The organism is Rubripirellula lacrimiformis (assembly GCF_007741535.1).
GTDB lineage: Bacteria > Planctomycetota > Planctomycetia > Pirellulales > Pirellulaceae > Rubripirellula > Rubripirellula lacrimiformis.
Map to the genome: position 1 here is coordinate 1,126,879 of NZ_CP036525.1, position 17,878 is coordinate 1,144,756.

Sequence of the window (17,878 nt, forward strand, 5' to 3'; positions counted from 1 at the left end):
ATCCAATCCACCATCACGCACCCGCGACTGCAGCCACCATCAACGGCGCGGCCGATGATGGTGGTTGCAGTCGCGTGATCGATCACCCACTACTGGGCACTGGATCGTGATCCTTGTGGGCTGCCGCTGATGGGGCGGCCCATCGGCAATGGGCGGGCGGCGGTGGCGAATCCCTTGGCGTACAGTCGTTCTTTCAAACCGCGGAATGCACCAAAACTGTCGGGATAGACCCAGACCGTGATCGTCGTGTTGCCGGGGTTTCGGCCGGCCAGTTCGATGTCCAGTTCACTGCTGCCATTGAGCACTTTATCGATGCTCTGTCCATGCGGTTCGGCCAATGGTTCCAGCGTCATGCCCACCAATTGGACTCTGGTTGCCATTTGTGATCGGCCGCTGTTGGACGTCAGCCCGCGACTTTTGTTCATGACATAACGGGCGACGTAGCCACGGACCGGACCGACTGCACCGTCCAAGTCACCGTCACGTGTTCCCGCAACGACGCGTTTGAAGTCGCCTTTGATTTCGTCGACCAATCGATCGACCGGGACAACCGATACCAGATTGCCTTTCAAACGCAGGTGGATTTCGTCGCCGAAGACGGTCTTTGCCATCGGCGTGGGCAGGTGTTCGACGGAGACGACCGGTTCGGCTTGGCCTTCGAGTCGACGACGTTCGCCTTCCAGCTTGGACAATTCTGACTTGGCGGTTTGCAGTTCTCGCAGTCGGGCGGCTGCCAAGGTTTGTTTCTGGTCCAGTTCTTGCTTGCCGCTTTCCCAGGCTGCCTGAGCTTCGTTCAACAGGTCCAGCAGCATGGCGCGTTGCCGGCTGCGGGCTTCGAGTTCGGAATCGTATTGTCGAACCAATCGTTCCAGACGATTGGATTCTGCCTGTGCCGCTGCGGCCCGCATCGACTGTTGCGCTAGTTTCGACATCTGTTGATCGGTGGCGTATTCGGCGCCGTCGATATCGACGATGTTTTCGACGACCGTCTCGTCACGCGATTGTTCTTCGATCTCTTCGATCACGGCCGTGGACTGTGCGCCTAGGATCACGACCAAAATGATCAGGATCCCGACCAGGTTGGCTACGATGTCTAGGAACGAATCGTGTCCCAGTTCGATCGTCGTTCGGTTGCGTCGATTTCCGCTCACTGTGCCGACCTCCCACTGATTTCCACGCCGCTACCGTCCATCAGCGAACGCAGTTGGTAGAACCGTTGATCGCCACCGGGCATCACTTCGACATCCAACCGAGGCTGCCACCGCCCACCGGGAAGTGCGACACCCCAGCGTGCGACGCGATCACGAACCGACGTTGCGAGTTCCAGCGTGGCCCGTTGCATGTCGGAATCCGACACGCCAAACATCTCGGTAGCACCGCCGTCGGATGGTGCCTGCAGGACAAAGCGATCTTCGTAGCATTGGATGCGGATGGTTCGGACGATCGCGTTGCCCTTGGCTCCGGCGACATCCTCCGGAAGTGCCCAATTGCGTCCGCTAGGTCGTACCAATTCACGCTGCGGCGATAGGTCCATCTGCATCTGCGGTGCACCTTGGGACTGGGACGATTCGCTGGACTGTGACGATGCGGACCCCTGGGATTGGGACGATGGTGAACCCGAGCTTTGGGCTCCGCCTTGTCCGGTTGTCCCTGCCGAAACGTTGGATTTCGATGCCGACGAACCTTGTTGTCCGGATTTCGATCCCGACTGTCCCGCCGATCCTTCGCTGCCGTCGCCGAGTGTTCCTTCGCTGGATCCAGCGGATCCGGTTTCTCGGGTACCGGCGGCGTCGTGGCTGCCGTCGTTCGCATCACCAGCGTCCGGGCCGCTGCCATCGGCGGACATGGACTGGGACGATCCAGCCGATGAACCTGATCCGGATCGAGGCCCGTCCAGTGTCAGTTCGTTGATCGTATCGTCCAGGTTGCCTGGTCCGAATCCGCCGCCCGATGAATGGATTTCGCTGGCTGCCGATTTCATGTCGTTGGCCCAGCGATTTTCGGTTTCGGGACTGATGCCGTTGGGGTTCGATCCGGGGTTACCGTAGGACGTGTTGCCGCCCGACGCGATATTGCCCGAACCGTTTGTGCCAGACCCGATATTGCCAGACCCGATATTGCCAGGCGAACTGGATTGGCGGTCACCCAGGATGTCGGATCGAGTCGATGACGAACGGCCGTAGGTCGAAGATCCGAAGTCTTCGCTGCCACGATCGGTGTGGTATCCGTTGGATCGTCCGGCGCGGTCCAAGGACGCAGCCGACAAGACGCGTGGCCGGCTGGCGGGCAATCCACTGCCGCTTGATCCTTGTCCGCCCAGGCTTTGTCCAGCCAGACTCTGGCCGCCATATCCTCGGCCGCCAAAACCTTGGCCACCGCGGGCAAATTGCATCACGTTTTGGCGAGCCACGGCGCGAGCGACTGTGGTTTCGAGTTCTTGTTTCAGGTTAGAGTCCGCTGTGGCGTGCGCCAGTTTGACACCATCGGGAATCAATTCGTAGCCGAACTGGTCATCCCAATCTTGCATCGCCGAGCGGGCTGCGCCGTAGGAATCGATCCCGTCGGGACGGACGACCAGCAAAGGGTAGGGCGGGGTGGTATCGCCATAGGTTTGCATCGCGTGGTGGCGGACCACACGCAGCCCAGCATCCAGCGGATTGGCTTGTTTGTCCGAATCCAACAGTTGTTGAGTGGTGATGCGAGTGCCTTCGGGCCAGATTGTCAGGCCATCGGCGGTGCATTCCAAATAGATCGGTCGTCGGTCGGTGCCGTTGGGACCTTTGTGCGGGACGATCACAATCCGAGGGGCCGAGCCATCGGAATCCTCTTTGATGGATTCGATCGTTTTGCGTTCTTCTTCGATCTTGGTTCGGTAGCTGACCAGCGTCGATTCGTCGATCGATTCGATCGGTGCATTTCCGGCCGCCATCTCGACTTCGTCGCTGAGCCGTTTCAATTCCGTTTGGATCCGGCCGATGTGGTTATCCAGGTGCCCCATTTGGTCACGTCGGGATTCCAGATCCGCGGTTTGCTTATCACGGAATGCGACCAATTGCTGGACGCGAAACGCTTCTTCGGCGATCAGTTTGGACGCCGTCGCGGCAGCCAAGCGTTGCGGTTGCGGTGGTTGCTGGGCAACCGGCGGCTTTGGCGTGGCGGACTGGGCCTGGATTTTCGCGTTCTCGGTTGCATCCTGGGACACAAGTGCCAACAACAGGATCAGCGTCCCCAGTGTGCACACCAGCACGGCTAGGAAGGGGAACAACGAAGGGGATAGGCTAGCGCGTTTCCGCCGACTCATGCTGCACGCCTTGTCGAGTGCGAAGCGTCCTGGTTCATGCGACCGGACAGTGTGTCAACGGCTCGGGCTAGGATCCGCATCGCGTCGGCCATGCCGTCGGTTTGCGAATCGGTGGTCGGACGCGTGGTGGCCATCTGATGCTGCAGCGAAACCGTGGCTTCGGTCAGTCGTTGGATCGCATCGTGGGTCTGGTTGATCGAACTGTAATGTCCGGCCAAGGTTTGTTGTTGGCTGGCCAACGTTTCACAGACATCGTCAAGCGTTTCGTTCAGCACGCTGGTCTGGTTGCGAATCTGTTCGGCCGACGTTTGTTGGGTTTGGTTCAATTGTGATTGGGCGGTGTCCAGCGACGATTGCCAACGGTCGCATTGCAGGCTCATTCGCTCGCTAGCGGCCTGGGATGTTTCGTTGATCGATTCGGCATGTTTCAGCAGCGCCGGTGCAATCGTCAGTTCGAATGCGTCGGCCAATGTGGTGTTGTTCTTTTCGTGAACCAGTTGCCACTGCGATTGAGCGGAATCGATGGTTTCTCGCCACAGCGTGGCTTGGTTGGAAAGTGATTCGGCGACCGCAGCTTGGACCCCTCGGCACAAATCCGCGATCAGCACGGTTTGGTTGTCGGATGCTTCGTCGCTGGGCAGTGTGGACGAGACCAGGTGGCCGACGCGAGCGTCGATCGTGGCCAGCATCCGTTGTTCGGCCCGTTCAACAGGGAACTGCAAAAAGATCGCCAACACCGATAGCACCAAGCCCATCGCGGTGGTATCGAAGGCGACGTACAGGCCGCTTTTCAGGTTGTCGACCGCGCCGGTGCCGCTGCTGAAGTCCAGCCCGCCTAGCGTCTGTGTGATCCCGATCACCGTCCCCAGGAATCCTAGCATCGGGATGGCCCAGACGATGATCCGAACCAGCCCCAATGAATCGTGAGCTGCATCGGCGTCGCGGCCGCCCAGTTCGCGCAAATCGTCTGCCAAGTGCTTGGTCGATCCGCGCTGGGATTGCCGTGTCAGTACTTCTTGAAGTCGTGTCACCAGGTGGCTGGTGCGTGATGCGCCTGGCAATCGCGACAGGTCCTCTAGCCAATTGCGGGCAACGTGGCCCGCATCGTTTTCATCCAGCCATGCCTGCGCCGGGCTGTCGCCGCTTTGGTCCGCCGGACGTAGGTCGGCGTCTCGGATGCGGTCTAGCAGATTGTTTTGAGCCATCACGCCAAGCGTTTTGGCGATCAGCATCGACAGCGCAAAGCAAAACAGGATGGTGGCGGCGACTGCGACCGGGTGGCCAAGGAAGTACCGTTCCAGTGGTCCGGTGTAGGCGGAAACCGGTTCGATTCGCATCGCGGACAGCAGCAGTCCGTAGAACCCGATCGACATTCCCGCGCCCAAGACGGTTGCCAGCATCGGGTTGCCCGCCACGGGCGCAGCAGCAACAGCCAGATGGGTTCCGCGGTCGGATGCCCGTTCGGTTTCCGCAGGGGACCGCTGTGCTTTGTTGCTAGCGTCCGCAGGCAGAGTGTTGGATTTCGTGCCGGTCGGCGGAAAGCCTGCGGAATTCCGCGAGAACGATTTGCCGTGGTCAGTCAAGGTTCAACCCTCGGGTCGGGACTAGGGTTCGTTGCGATCCGGGCGTCATCAAAATTGCCACTGGGTCGCTGCGATGACGCCAAAATCGGCGTCGATAGTGGGTGCGGTGATGCACACCGATGAAGCGGCGGCACAACCCCGATAACTGCATCGACCGGTACAGCCCACCGGCTCCACCTAATCGTTAAGAATTTCCACCGGACGGGATGCTCGCTAATCGGGGGGCCGGGCGGTTGAACCGCTGCTGGCCCGCTGCTGGCCCGCTGCTGCCTCGTTTAACCGCGTGGGCAACGCCCCGCGCGTCCACGACCCGCAAAGCGCGCGGCCCGCTGGGGCCACGGGTGGGCGACTTACATGCTGGCTCGTTTAACTCGTTTGGGCGATCTAGCGGCGGGTTGTGGGGCGATCCATCCAGCTTGCGACCATTCACCTTGCGGCAACGGGGGCCAGCCCGTTAGAGATGGATTAGCGATCGATTGGCAGCGAGCCGTCGAGAATGCTTCGAAAGCGTCCCTGGTGCCCGCAGCCGAAAATCGCGGGCAAAGCCGGTTAAGAGGTCTGGAAATGCGTGGAATACAGAACAAATTGACTTCGGTGGCCTTCGCCGCGTGCCTGTTGGTGGTCGCGACGACGGTGGGGGTCGGGCAATCACCCCCCGGCGAATCCGACGTCCAAAGCTTCCTTGCCACCGCCGGAGGGGGTCCGCAAATGGGTGTCGCCGGCGACATGATCGGATTTTCCAGTTCTGACGCCTCGGGAACTCAGACAATTACGCTAGTTCATACCGGAAAATCCTGGATGGCCGTGTATCATATCGATAGGTCGGGAAAAATCCGGCTGGTTAGCAGTCGACCCATTGACGCTGACTTTTCCTTGCAACTGAACGCCACCTCGCCGCTGCCCGAAGAGATTCGCCAGATGGGACGCCGGTAGGGTGGTCGACGTTGCGGACGCCCGATTTTGGCGTCTCCCACAGTCATCCACCCTATGACTTCGGCTGTTCGATCGATCCGACGGATCGCGCGGTGCGAAGTTTACCCGCGGAGCCGAACAGTCCCATGGCAGACTATTTGTCACTTGAGGAAGCAGCCAAGAAGCTTGGAATCCCTACCGAACGTTTGGTAGAGCTTCGTAGCCAGGGAAAAGTTCGTGGCTTTCGAGACGGTTCTAGCTGGAAGTTCCCCGAGAACGCCATCGAACAGTTGCACGACGATCTGGCCGATATGGGCGCCGGTGGCAGCGGCATTCTGGCCGACAGCGGTCTAGGCCTAGGGCTCTCGAGCGGCAGCAGCATCATTGGCGGCGATGAATCGTCGTCCGACGATGGCAGCGGCAGTGATTTGGGAATCGGCGGCGAATCGACCTCGCCCGGCGGCAGCGACGTCAACTTGGTCGCGTCCGAAGGCGAAGGCAGCGATGTCGCGATCGTTGCTAGCGATAGCGATCTGATGCTGGGCAGTGACGGCGGCGGATTGCTGGAAATCGATTCGGCTGATCTGCAGCTAAACGATCCGGCCATCATGCACGATTCAGCACAACTGGATTTGGCGATCGAACCCAACGCGGGAAGCACCGGTCCGGTGACTGACGCCGAGTTGAAAGAGATTGCCGAATCGCACCCCGACATTCTGGCCCCGCAAAAAAGCGGCTCGGGCAGTGGAATCGGTAGTGGCAGCGTTTTGGACCTGGCTGCCGACGAATTCAAATTAGAAAGTGAAAGCGGGCTCAGCTTTACCGACGGCGACGATGACGACAGCGGCGAAGAAATGCTGGGCATCGACGAAGACGACAGCGCAATGGCCGCTCTGGGCAGTGCCCTTGGAAGCGACAAGGGCGATGGCGCCAGCAGTCTGGAACTGATGGACGACCTGAAACTTTCGGGCGACGGCAGCGCAGCGGGAATGGGATCGCGCGGTGTCGACGTGCTAAGCGAACTGGATCTGTTGAGCGCCGAGCAATCTGGCAGCGGACTGATCTCGGGCGATAGTGACAACCTTCTGATGTCGTCCGGATTGGGCAGCAGCATCGGTGCAGACGCGCTCTCGGGCAGCGATCTATCCGGCATCGATGACGCGTTGGCCGATGACGACGATCTTGTGATCGCCGACGATGACGACGATTTGGTGATCAGCAGTGCTGGCAGCGATATCTCGGTCGCCGGTGACAGCGGAATCAATTTAATGAGCCCCTCGGACAGCGGACTTTCGCTCGAAAGCGAACCGTTGGACTTGGCCGGCAGCAGCATTTCGGCTCTGGACTTGGGTGCCGAACTTTCCGACGGTGGCAGCAGTGCCAGCGGAAGCGGAAGTGGATCCATCGTCGACTTCCAGGCCGACGAAGAATTCCAACTGTCGCCTTCGGGCATCGGGTTGGATGCCGATCTGGAAAGCGGATCGCAAGTGATCGAAGTCGAAGATTCGGCCGAAGCGGTTGAATTTGACGATGCCGGTTTCGGCGACGCCGACCCGCTGGGCGGAGACGTTTTTGGCGAAGATCCCGACGACGCCGAAGTCGTTGCATTGGACGATGATGGCGAAGCTGTTGAAATCGACGAATCCGCCGAACCAGTGTCGATGGGGGCTGCCCCGATGGGCGGCTACGAAGTGCCGTTTTCGATGCTGCAGTGCGTCACGTTGATGCTGGTCGTCTTGGTCCTGGGAATCGGCGGCATGCTGATGACCGACCTGGTTCGCAACATGTGGACCTACAGCGAACAGAGTGCGCCGGTCAGTTCGTTGACCGACTCGCTGATCGGCCTGATGGGCTGGGGACAGTAGTCTCGCTCAACTGCCTGTGTGGAATCATCACGGGCAAATTCTTTGACAGCAATCCGCGTTGGCGTTGCCACGCCGGCGGGAATGACGCTTGCGTGCGTGATTTGGGCTCTGCCCATTGCCCCGCAGCGGCCTGCTTGCGACGAAGCGATTTCGTGGTGAGACGTTTTGTCGCGGCTTGGTTCTGGCGGAGTCTGATTTGCGGCGGATGATTCTCCGTATTGTTCGCCGAAGTGCCGGTGTGGCGACGATTCTGGTCCATGATTGTCGTGCAAGCGTTCGCCTGATTCGACCAACATCGGGTAGGATGTGGGATCAGGGCTGCTGGGATTGTCGGGTACGTTCGGTTTGACCCAAGCGTTAAGCTACGGTCATGCCTGCAGCGGATTCCGTCCCACCTTTCCCCCTGCACCCCACCCCTCCCCCAGCGCCATTGATGGCTCGCTTGTACTAGGTCGATATGTCGGCGTTTTCATTCTTTGATCAGTGTTTCGTGAACCCGTATTTCACGAACAAGTGTTTCACGAACAGTCGTTTCATGATGGCGTTCATGGTGATCGCTTCGTGGGGTGTCGTTGGTTGCGATTCATCCGATCCGATCGTCACTTATCGTGTTTCCACGAAGGTGCCCGATCAGTTTCAGGTGGGCCAGGAACGAATGCTCGCCGCGATGGTGCCCAGTGGCGACCAGGTTTGGTTCTTCAAGGTGATGGGCCCCGAGGCGGCTGTGGCGTCGATCGAATCGACGTTCCGTTCGTTTGTCGAAGACGTCACGTTGACCGACGGGGCACCCGATCTGACCGAACTGCCCGACGGATGGAAAATGGGGGCCAAGAAATCGATGCGGTTTGCATCGATCGACGTCGATACACCCGGAAAACAACTCGACATCAGCGTTTCGCAGCTCACTCGCCAAGACGACTATGACGCCATGGTTGCGATGAACGTGAATCGTTGGCGGGGCCAGCTGTCGCTGGATCCATCGCAAACCAAGTGGGCCGAAGCCGAACCGATGGACGTCGCTGCGGCCGATGGTGATTCGGTGTGGGTCGATCTGGTGGGCACCGGTGGCGGTGGATCGTCGATGACGCCACCGTTCGCAGGTGGCAACGCGCCGTTTGCTGGCGGTGCCCCGTTCGCTGGCGGTGCAGGAGCGTCCTCTGCCGCGCCGCCCGCGATGCCGCCGACCATGATGGCGCCGCCGGCCGATGCCAAGCCGTCACCGCCCGACGAACGATTGGGATTTGATCGTCCCGATGGTTGGCGTGATGGCCGAAGTGGCGGGATGCGATTGGCCGCATTCGACGTTGGCCCCGAAGATGCGCCAGCCGAGATCACGGTGATTCCTGCGGGTGGTGACCTGCGTGGCAATGTCGCCCGATGGTTGGGGCAGATTCGCGAAGGCGAAGTGGCCGATGAAGTCGTGGATCAAGCCATGGCGGATGTGAAAGAAGTGGATGTCGATGGTCGATCCGGTCAGCGGTTTCAACTGACTGGTCAGGACGCCGATAGCGGGACCGCCATCGATGCGACGATCGTGCCGATGGATGGTGGGATGAGTCTGTTTATCAAGATGACTGGACCGGCCAAGACCGTCGCCGATCAGTCCGATTCGATCGGACAGTTTCTTGAATCGCTAGAGTTGAAATTTTAGGCGGCCGCCCGGCATCGACTCAGTGCGATGATGGAAAGCCCACAGCCCGTTGCTTTGTCGCCGTCTGACCAAGCACTGGCCGACTGAGCGCTGGCCGACTGAGCGGCAAAATTCTGATGTGTTGAACTGACACGCAAAACGTTTTCTCAAGAGTGCATCCGATGGCAACCGTCGCATCTGATTTCAATACCGATCCTCGCGATGACTCAGCAACCGCTGGCGGATTCGGGTGGACTGTCCTGCAATATCTCGGATCGTTGAAGTTGACGGTCGGCTTGTTTGCGTGTTCGTTAATTCTGGTCCTGGTTGGCACCTTGGCCCAGGACGAGATGAACATGTTGGAGGTCAAGCAGCGGTACTTTTTGTCTTGGATCGCGGCGCTGCACTTTGATGATTTTTTCCCTCAGGCGTTTCTCAGCCACGCTGAACCCATTCCCGGTGTGATCCCGTTCCCGGGCGGTGCGTTGATCGGCGTGTTGTTGATGATCAATTTGGTTGCTGCCAAGATCACGCGTTTCAGAATTCACGCATCAGGCGGGAAGTTGTGGGGCGGTGCAGCGGTTGTGCTGCTAGGGGTGGTCGTCGCGGCGATCGTGGTGATGGCGGGACACGACAGCGATGGTTTGCAGGGCACGCCGCCCGAGTGGATGGGGTACGACAAGTTGTGGGCCGGTGTGCTGGCCGGCATGGCGGCGCTAGGCGTCGCGATCGGCATCGCAGCCAACAAGATCCAAAACACGACACTGAAGCCGCTGGCGTACGTGATGGCGGCAAGCATCCTGGGCGTTGTGGTGTATTCCCTGTTTGGCGGTTTTCGGATCGGTGAACCGGGGCTGCGAATCGTTTGGCAATTGACCAAAGGGTTAGGTGCCGGCGTCATCCTGTTGGTCGGCTGTGTGATGATGTTTGGTAAACAGGGCGGGAACGTTCTGTTGCATATCGGGGTCGGTCTGTTGATGGTCGGACAGTTCGTGTTTGGTGACCGCCAAACCGAACAGCGGCTGACGATGGTCGAAGGCGATTCCACCAACGCATTCATCAACATGGATGAGGTTGAATTGGTGTTCATCGAGTCGATGGACGACGAAGACCTGGTGACGGCGATTCCCGGCACTCGGTTGCAGATCGCCAGTGGCGGGGAAGTGATCTCGGATCCTTCGCTGCCAGTCGACGTCAAAGTGCTGGCCTACTATCCCAATTCGACTCTGGTCGAACTGCCCAAGGACAACTTGGCGGACACCGGGTTCGGGTTGGAAACCGGTGCAGCCGATCGCCCCAAATCGGGCGGTGTGGATGCCGCCACCAACATCGCATCGGCGTACATCGAACTGCTGGATAAACAGTCGGGCGAATCGTTGGGCAAACACCTGGTCAGCCAATTGTTGTCGGACCGGACTTTGTTGATGCGAACCGCCAACAGCAAAGATCTGTTCGATTCGGTTGCCGTTGGTGACAAAACGTACAACGTCGGTTTGAAGTTCCACCGCGAAGTGAAACCGTACTGGATCCACTTGGAAGATTTCCGCCGCACGACTTACAGCGGCACGCAGACGCCACGCGACTATTCGTCCTTTGTTCGGATCATTGCCGAAGATACCGGCGAAGATCGTAAGGAACGCATCTGGATGAACAACCCGCTGCGTTACCGCGGCGAAACGTTCTATCAGTCCAGTTTCGATACGTTGCCCAGCGGTCAGGAAATGACCAGCATCCAGGTCGTTCGGAATTCGGGTTGGCTGATCCCTTACGTCGCCTGCAGCATCACGGCGTTGGGCATGCTGGCTCACTTCCTGGGCACACTCACCCGGTTCCTGAAGCGTCGCGAACGCGAAACACGAAAAGAGCGTGAAGAGCTGGCGGAATTCGCTGGCAAACGTCCTTCGCTATGGCCTGTCTACGCAACCGTTTGCGGTTTTGGTTTGTTCGCCGCGGTGCTGCTAGTGCCATGGTCGGCCGTGATGAACCAAATGCGTCCAGCCGATCGAATGCAGAGCTATGACTTCTATGCCGCAGGCAAAATTCCGACTCAGTTCGGCGGCCGCATCATGCCGCTGGACGCCTACGCAAGACAAACGTTGAAGGCGATCAGCAACAAAGAATCGCTGCCGCTGGATACCGCTCCGGCGGGTATCAAGGGACGCGCCCAAGGACGCAAATTGTCGGCCATCCAGTGGTTGATGGAAGTGGCGATCGAAAAGCCCGAGTTGCGGTTCCTGCCGATGTTTCGGATCGATGCAGACGAGGTCCGAAGCGAATTGGGGCTCGAGCGTCGGCAGAGCAAGTTGTACTCGCTGGACGAAATCGCCAAGGAGTTTGGCCGAGTCGCACAGATCGTCGAAGCGGCAGTCGCAAAAGATACGTCGGAGATGACGTTCAAGGAAAAGAAACTGGTCGAATTGGATCGCCGCACCCGGCAGTTCACTTTGACAGCCGCCGCATTCCAGTTACCGGTTCCCGAAGAGATCCCGATGGCAGAGTTCCAGAAGGTCTTTCCAGAGGCTACCGATGCCGATCGCCAAATGGTGATGCTGCGTCAGTTGCAGCGCCGGATGGAAGCGCTGAAACAAATGTCGGCGCCGGCCGTCGTGGCCCCAGGCAAAAATGACATCGCAACGTCGGTGAATGAACCCTCGTGGTTTGCATTCGGACCAGCGTTCTTTGATCATTTTCGCTCGGTCGCCGGTGGTGAATCGCCTCAGGGCGATGTTGGTTTGCCAGGCATCGATTCGTTTGGAAAGATGATTCAGGCCTATGCAAAAGAAGATCCGGCCAAGTTCAACGAAGCGGTCGACGGACAGTTGGACGCGGTTACCGACTACCCGATTCCTGGCTACAAACCAGGGATGGTCAGCCTAGAACGTTGGATGCAATCCAATTGGCCGACCGGCGTCGCGATGATGCTGTACCTGGCGACGCTTGTGATGGGGTTGGTGTACTTTTTGGTGGACCTGCCACGACTGCGTCAGGCCGTGTGGGGAACCTTGGCACTTGCGATGGCGATCCATACGGTGGCCATCATCTGTCGCATTTCGATTACCGGACGTGCGCCGGTGATCAACCTGTATTCGTCGGCCGTGTTCATCGGTTGGGCAGCGGTGTTGTTCGGTTTGGTGGTGGAACGAATCTTCAAATACGGGATCGGTAATATCTTGTCGGCCGCCGCTGGTGTGATGACATTGCTGGTCGCCTACGGATTGAATTCGGGCGACACGATGCCCGTGCTGCAGGCGGTCCTGGATACGCAGTTCTGGTTGGCGACACACGTGATCAGCGTGACGCTGGGTTACGTCGCCACCATGGTCGCGGGCACGTTGGGGATTGGTTATCTGATCGCCGGTTGGTTGGGCCGCGACGGCAAGGTGATGCGTGACTTGTACCGTTGTTGTTATGGGGCCGCTTGTTTTGGAATCCTGTTCAGCTTTGTTGGTACCGTGTTGGGTGGTCTTTGGGCCGACGACAGTTGGGGCCGTTTCTGGGGCTGGGATCCGAAAGAAAACGGAGCCCTGTTGATCGTGATCTGGAACGCGTTGATGTTGCACGCCCGCTGGGACGGCATGGTCGGGGCACGCGGATTCGCTGGCTTGGCAATCGGCGGAAACGTAGTGACGGCATGGAGCTGGTTTGGCACGAACGAACTTGGCATCGGCCTGCACAGCTACGGATTCACGTCCGGCGTGTTGATGTGGCTAAGCCTGTTCGTCGGCATCCAGTTGGCCTTCGTCGCAATCGACCTGGTGATGCGATGGATGGGCGTCCGCTTCGGGAAGCCCGCCTAGATCTGGCGTGTCCCTACGCTTTACTGAAACTTAAACTCGAACTCGAACTCGAACTCGAACTCGAACTCGAACTCGAACTTCTTCTCCGTTCCTGCGGGACGCAGGGACACTGTACGGCCCACGTCTGTGGGCGTGGGGCCAGTCGAACGGTTGGCCCTGTGTCTGTCGATGTTGCGCCCGGAAGAAAGCTCGAGTTTAAGATTTTCGGAATGTTAATTCGACAGCCGCAAATGCTTGGCGAACGCCCCGTCGGTGGCTCTGAACCATCGCCTTGCCGACCGCTGGCGTGCATTCGCCGATCTGCAAAGGCCTGGGGCCTTACAGCGGTTGTTCGGTGACGGGGCCGCCGGAGTATTCGCGTGCCGTTCGGATCTTCGCTCGCATCGCTGCTGGTTCGTGAGGCATCGGTCGGCTGGGTGGGATCAGGATGTCTGTCAGCCAAGCGTTCTGGGCCGATAGCGGTACCATCTCGCTGTGCGACGGAGCCAGGGCTGTCATCAAGGCGATCGATCGCAGCGGTAGGCCGTCGGTGCGAACCAGTGGGAAGCCCCCGGCGTGCATCGCGATCCCTTCGGGAAAACTGGTGTAGCCCTGTTCGGTGTGGCAGATGCCGTTGATTCGCAGTTCGGTGTCCAGCAGGCTGAATCGCATCGCGATCCGGTCGTACTGCAGGTCTTCGGTGCCTGGGGGGACCCGGACGTCGAAGCCAAGATTCATGTGGGCCGATGCCAACAGCGATCGGCCGATCTGACCATCGCTGGCCGTGAAGGTGCCCGCGATGTCGACGCTGCGTCGAGGCTCGATACGGCAACGTTCAAAATCCAGTCGCCCGGTGCCCGAGAAGCGGTGCGGTTGTTTCTCGGAGATTCGGTCCAGCGATAGTCCGTCGATGTGGCTGGTGCCTAAGTCGATCCACCAGCGATCGGCTTCCAGGTGCCATCGCATCGATCCGCTAAAGGTCGCCGCCGCCCCCAGTCTGCCCATCGGTCCGTCCAGGTACTTGGCCAGCGTGGTGCAGGGCAGGGCGTTGTCGTGGGTGTCGATCGTCCATTCGGTGGTGGGGGTTTGCCCGCTGCGATCGCGTCGGATCGTGATGTCGATCGGTGTGCCATCACGCGATGCATCGCTGCCGGAAGTTGCCAGCATGCACAGGATGACCGCTTGGACCGCGTCCGGTTCGGGTTCGATCCAGGCGTCCACGTCGGTCAGCGTCATGCCGCTGCTGGGGCCGTCGGCGATCGTTAAATCGTTGGCTGCGAACCGGATTGGGCGTCCGGTTTGTTCCGGGCGGCATAGGAATCGATCGTGGATCAGTCGCCACGCCGAGGGCAGAGTGGCAGATTGAAGTTTCGGTTGTCGCAGCAAGATCGACACTTCGTCGTCCCGGTCGACCCAATCAAGTTGCCGGACGTACGCCACTTCGGCCTGGGTTTCGGGTTCCAGGATGCGAAGTTCGTCGATGCGGATCGTCGACGGGGAAGTCCGGGTGAAGCGGCCAATCTGGACCACCAATCCGGTGGCGCGAGAAAGTTCGGCTTCGGCCGATCGACGCACGCGTCCGGCGTACCAAGGGGTGGCCATCATGACCACCACCGCCAACGTGATCGACGTGGGAACAGCGCAGCACAGAACGAACATTAGCCGCGCGATTCCTCGCTGCGTTCGTTCATGCATGCCGGAGTCCTTTCCCGCACGATTGTGATCAGGGCGAAGTCGAGAAGTTCGGCTATGCTAGCCAGCCGATTCTCTCGTCAGGTGTTGGGTGCCGCGATCTTACGTCCGCGGTCTGTTTCACCGATAGGTCGTTTAGGAAGATCGCGGCATGCGGAAGATTGCCAAAAATCACTGGTTCTTGCTCTCCATCGCTGCCTGCTACACCGCTGGCTACCTAGGGGCCGACGTGCTGAAGCCGGTGACCGATTTGTCGTGGCTTCGCGATAGCATCGTTTTTATCGTGATGTGGGCGATGGGAGTCACCCTAAGAGCCGAAACCGTGCGTGCTAGCATTTCGAAACCGGCTCCTGGTTTGCTAGCAATCATGATCAATTTGTTGCTGATTCCATTGTTGACCCTGCCGACGATGTGGTTTTTACCCGAGCATCTTTTTGGCGGATTGTTCGTTGGGGCGCTGGTGCCATGCACCTTGGCGTCGGCATCGGTTTGGACGCGGCGGGCCGGTGGCGATGATTCGATCGCGATGCTGACCACGGTGGCAACCAATCTGTCCTGTGTGGCGGTGGTTCCGGTGGGGGTGATGTTGGTGTTGAGCCGCCAGGCGGACGTTTCGGCGGTCGACCAGATCGCCAAGTTGTCGTTGTTGGTGGTCGCACCGTTGATCGTCGGCCAGGCCATGCGGTGGTATGGGTGGGGCGGATGGGCCGACCGCCGCAAACCAAGACTGTCGCTGGTGGGGCAGTTCGGGATCTTGGCGATGGTGGTCTTCGGTGCGGTCGCCAGCCGCCAAAGTCTGGGGGATGGCAGTACGACCGGGTGGCCAGCGATGATGATTCTATTGGTCGCGGCATCCGCGATACACTCGGCGGCCCTGGCCATCGGCGTCGCCTCGTCGCGGTGGCTGGGCATGCAACCGGAAACGCAGATTGCCGTCGGGATCAGCGGCAGTCAAAAGACGTTGATGGTCGGTTTGCAGATTGCGATCGACTGTGGCGTCAGCGTGATCCCGATGTTGGTCTATCATTTGAGTCAGTTGGTGATCGATACCGTGATCGCCGACCGCTGGAAAGCGTCCCATTCCCCGTCGCCACCAAGCGATTCTTCCACTGCAGCCCGTTCATGAATGACGCCATCGTTCGACAAACGACCGACTTCGCCGCACGTCTTACCAAGCGAGCGCGTCACTTTCGCAAGTGGCCGACCAAGCGTGGCATCACGTGTTTTCGGTTGTACGAGCGCGACATCCCCGAAATCCCATTGGTGGTGGATCGGTACGAGGATTGTTTGCACATCACCGAGTACGAGCGGCCGCACGACCGCAGCGACGAAGACCACGAGTCATGGTTGGACCTGATGGCCACCACGGCGGGGGCGACGTTGGACGTGCCACCGGAAAAGGTGTTCTTCAAGCGACGAAGCCGCCAGCGGGGGAAGACCCAGCACGAAAAGGTGGACCAATCCGAACATCGGATGGAGGTCAACGAGGGCGGGCTGAAGTTCCTGGTCAATCTGCGCGACTACGTCGACACTGGGCTGTTTCTGGATCACCGGGAAACGCGAGCGATGGTGCGTGAACAGGCGAAAGGGAAGGTCTTCCTGAACCTGTTCTGTTACACCGGCGCGTTCACCGTCTATGCGGCGGCCGGCGGTGCCACCCGAACCGTTTCGGTGGATCTGTCCAAGACCTATCTGGAATGGTCACGCCAAAATCTGAATCGCAACGGTCTGTCCGGCGACCAGCATGAATTTGTCGCGGCGGATTGTCGCCAATTCGTCAAAGATCATTGGCCAGGAGCCACCTATGATTTGATCGTTTGCGATCCACCGACGTTCAGCAACAGCAAGCGGACCGATCAGGACTGGAATGTGCAGGACGATTCGGTGCAGTTGATCACTGAATTGATGCGTCTGATGCGGTCAGGTGGAGTGTTGTTTTTCAGCAACAACTTTCGCCAATTCAAATTTGACGGCGCGGCGATTGAAAAAGCCAATCCCGGGGTCCAGATCCACGAAATCAGCAACCAGACGATTCCCGAAGACTTCCGCAACCGCCGCATCCACCGATGTTGGCGAATCGCCAAGCCAAAGTGATCCACGACTCGCTGGCGTGACCAGTCCGTTCCATTCTCGTTTCGCCAAGTCCCCGTCGGGCCGCGCGGCAGATACCCCATGCCACCGCTTCACCGTGTGGGCAGCGCCCCACGCGTCCCCCAACCACACGCCCCGCTGGGCTGAACGGTGCGTAATCGACCCCCGTCGTCTCGAACACCATCGTATCGGCACCATCGTTTAACCGCGTGGGCAACGCCCCGTGCGTCCACCCGCCCAAAACGCGCGGCCCGCTGGGCACGCGGTGAAACGATAGGCACGAGCAGACATCGCAATCGACACGCACGTCGGCCACCATCGTTTAACCGCGTGGGCAACGCCCCGTGCGTCCACCCACCCTAAACGCGCGGCCCGCTGGGCACGCGGTTAAACGATAGGCAGGAGCAGACAGCCCGATCGACACCCGTCGTCTCGGCCACCATCGTTTCACCGCGTGGGCAACGCCCCGTGCGTCCACCCACCCAAACGCGCGGCCCGCTGGGCACGCGGTTAAACGATAGGCAGGAGCGGACAGCCCGATCGACACCCGTCGTCTCGGCCACCATCGTATCGGCACCATCGTTTCACCGCGTGGGCAACGCCCCGTGCGTCCACCCACCCAAACGCGCGGCCCGCTGGGCACGCGGTGAAACGATAGGCAGGAGCGGACAGCCCGATCGACACCCGTCGTATCGGCACCATCGTTTCACCGCGTGGGCAACGCCCCGTGCGTCCACCCACCCAAACGCGCGGCCCGCTGGGCACGCGGTTAAACGATAGGCACGAGCAGACAGCCCGATCGACCCCCGTCGTATCGCCACCGTCGTATCGGCACCATCGTTTAACCGCGTGGGCAACGCCCCGTGCGTCCACCCACCCAAACGCGCGGCCCGCTGGGCACGCGGTTAAACGATAGGCACGAGCAGACATCGCAATCGACCCGCACGTTGATCACCATCGATTCGCTGTGCGGGCAGCGCCCTGCACGCCCCCCCCCTCCAGCCGCGTTGCCCATGGGGCCACACGAC

General features: G+C 59.8%; 10 protein-coding genes. 6 read left to right on the forward strand and 4 right to left on the reverse strand.

What is annotated here, in order from left to right:
* Positions 1–89: 89 nt before the first annotated feature.
* The 3 genes from K227x_RS03960 to K227x_RS03970 are packed head-to-tail and all read right to left on the reverse strand — an operon-like array spanning position 90 to position 4,884.
* On the reverse strand, positions 90–1,151 hold the full coding sequence (locus K227x_RS03960; protein WP_145168166.1) for a hypothetical protein: 1,062 nt from the start codon (positions 1,149–1,151) through the stop codon (positions 90–92).
* Positions 1,148–3,301, reverse strand: coding sequence for a hypothetical protein (locus K227x_RS03965; protein WP_145168167.1), 2,154 nt, complete (start codon positions 3,299–3,301; stop codon positions 1,148–1,150). The genes K227x_RS03960 and K227x_RS03965 overlap by 4 nt, the downstream gene beginning before the upstream one ends.
* A complete protein-coding gene (locus K227x_RS03970; protein WP_145168168.1) occupies positions 3,298–4,884 on the reverse strand; it encodes a MotA/TolQ/ExbB proton channel family protein in 1,587 nt (528 codons plus the stop codon). The genes K227x_RS03965 and K227x_RS03970 overlap by 4 nt, the downstream gene beginning before the upstream one ends.
* Positions 4,885–5,448: 564 nt before the next feature.
* Between K227x_RS03970 and K227x_RS03975 the strand changes: the two genes are divergently transcribed.
* From K227x_RS03975 to ccsA, 4 genes are all read left to right on the forward strand, one after another.
* Positions 5,449–5,817: a hypothetical protein gene (locus tag K227x_RS03975; protein WP_145168169.1), complete on the forward strand. Its 369-nt coding sequence runs from the start codon at positions 5,449–5,451 to the stop codon at positions 5,815–5,817.
* A 125-nt stretch (positions 5,818–5,942) separates the two neighbouring features.
* The gene (locus K227x_RS03980; RefSeq protein ID WP_145168170.1) at positions 5,943–7,661 is read left to right on the forward strand and encodes a helix-turn-helix domain-containing protein; all 1,719 of its coding nucleotides are present in this window, start codon (positions 5,943–5,945) and stop codon (positions 7,659–7,661) included.
* A gap of 457 nt (positions 7,662–8,118) precedes the next feature.
* Positions 8,119–9,312 carry a hypothetical protein gene (locus K227x_RS03985; RefSeq protein ID WP_246146489.1) on the forward strand — a complete coding sequence of 398 codons (1,194 nt, stop codon included), beginning with the start codon at positions 8,119–8,121 and terminating at the stop codon, positions 9,310–9,312.
* A 161-nt stretch (positions 9,313–9,473) separates the two neighbouring features.
* Positions 9,474–13,088: a cytochrome c biogenesis protein gene (ccsA, locus tag K227x_RS03990; RefSeq protein ID WP_145168171.1), complete on the forward strand. Its 3,615-nt coding sequence runs from the start codon at positions 9,474–9,476 to the stop codon at positions 13,086–13,088.
* A gap of 318 nt (positions 13,089–13,406) precedes the next feature.
* On the opposite strand, the gene K227x_RS04000 is transcribed toward ccsA, so the two are convergent.
* Positions 13,407–14,762: a hypothetical protein gene (locus K227x_RS04000; protein ID WP_145168173.1), complete on the reverse strand. Its 1,356-nt coding sequence runs from the start codon at positions 14,760–14,762 to the stop codon at positions 13,407–13,409.
* A 148-nt stretch (positions 14,763–14,910) separates the two neighbouring features.
* Here K227x_RS04000 and K227x_RS04005 point away from each other — a divergent pair, with 148 nt between their 5' ends.
* Both K227x_RS04005 and K227x_RS04010 read left to right on the forward strand, forming a co-directional pair.
* Complete coding sequence (locus tag K227x_RS04005) at positions 14,911–15,885, forward strand: bile acid:sodium symporter family protein (RefSeq protein WP_145168174.1); 975 nt, start codon at positions 14,911–14,913, stop codon at positions 15,883–15,885.
* Positions 15,882–16,853: a class I SAM-dependent methyltransferase gene (locus K227x_RS04010; RefSeq protein WP_145168175.1), complete on the forward strand. Its 972-nt coding sequence runs from the start codon at positions 15,882–15,884 to the stop codon at positions 16,851–16,853. Before K227x_RS04005 ends, K227x_RS04010 begins: the two co-directional genes overlap by 4 nt.
* Positions 16,854–17,878 lie beyond the last annotated feature (1,025 nt).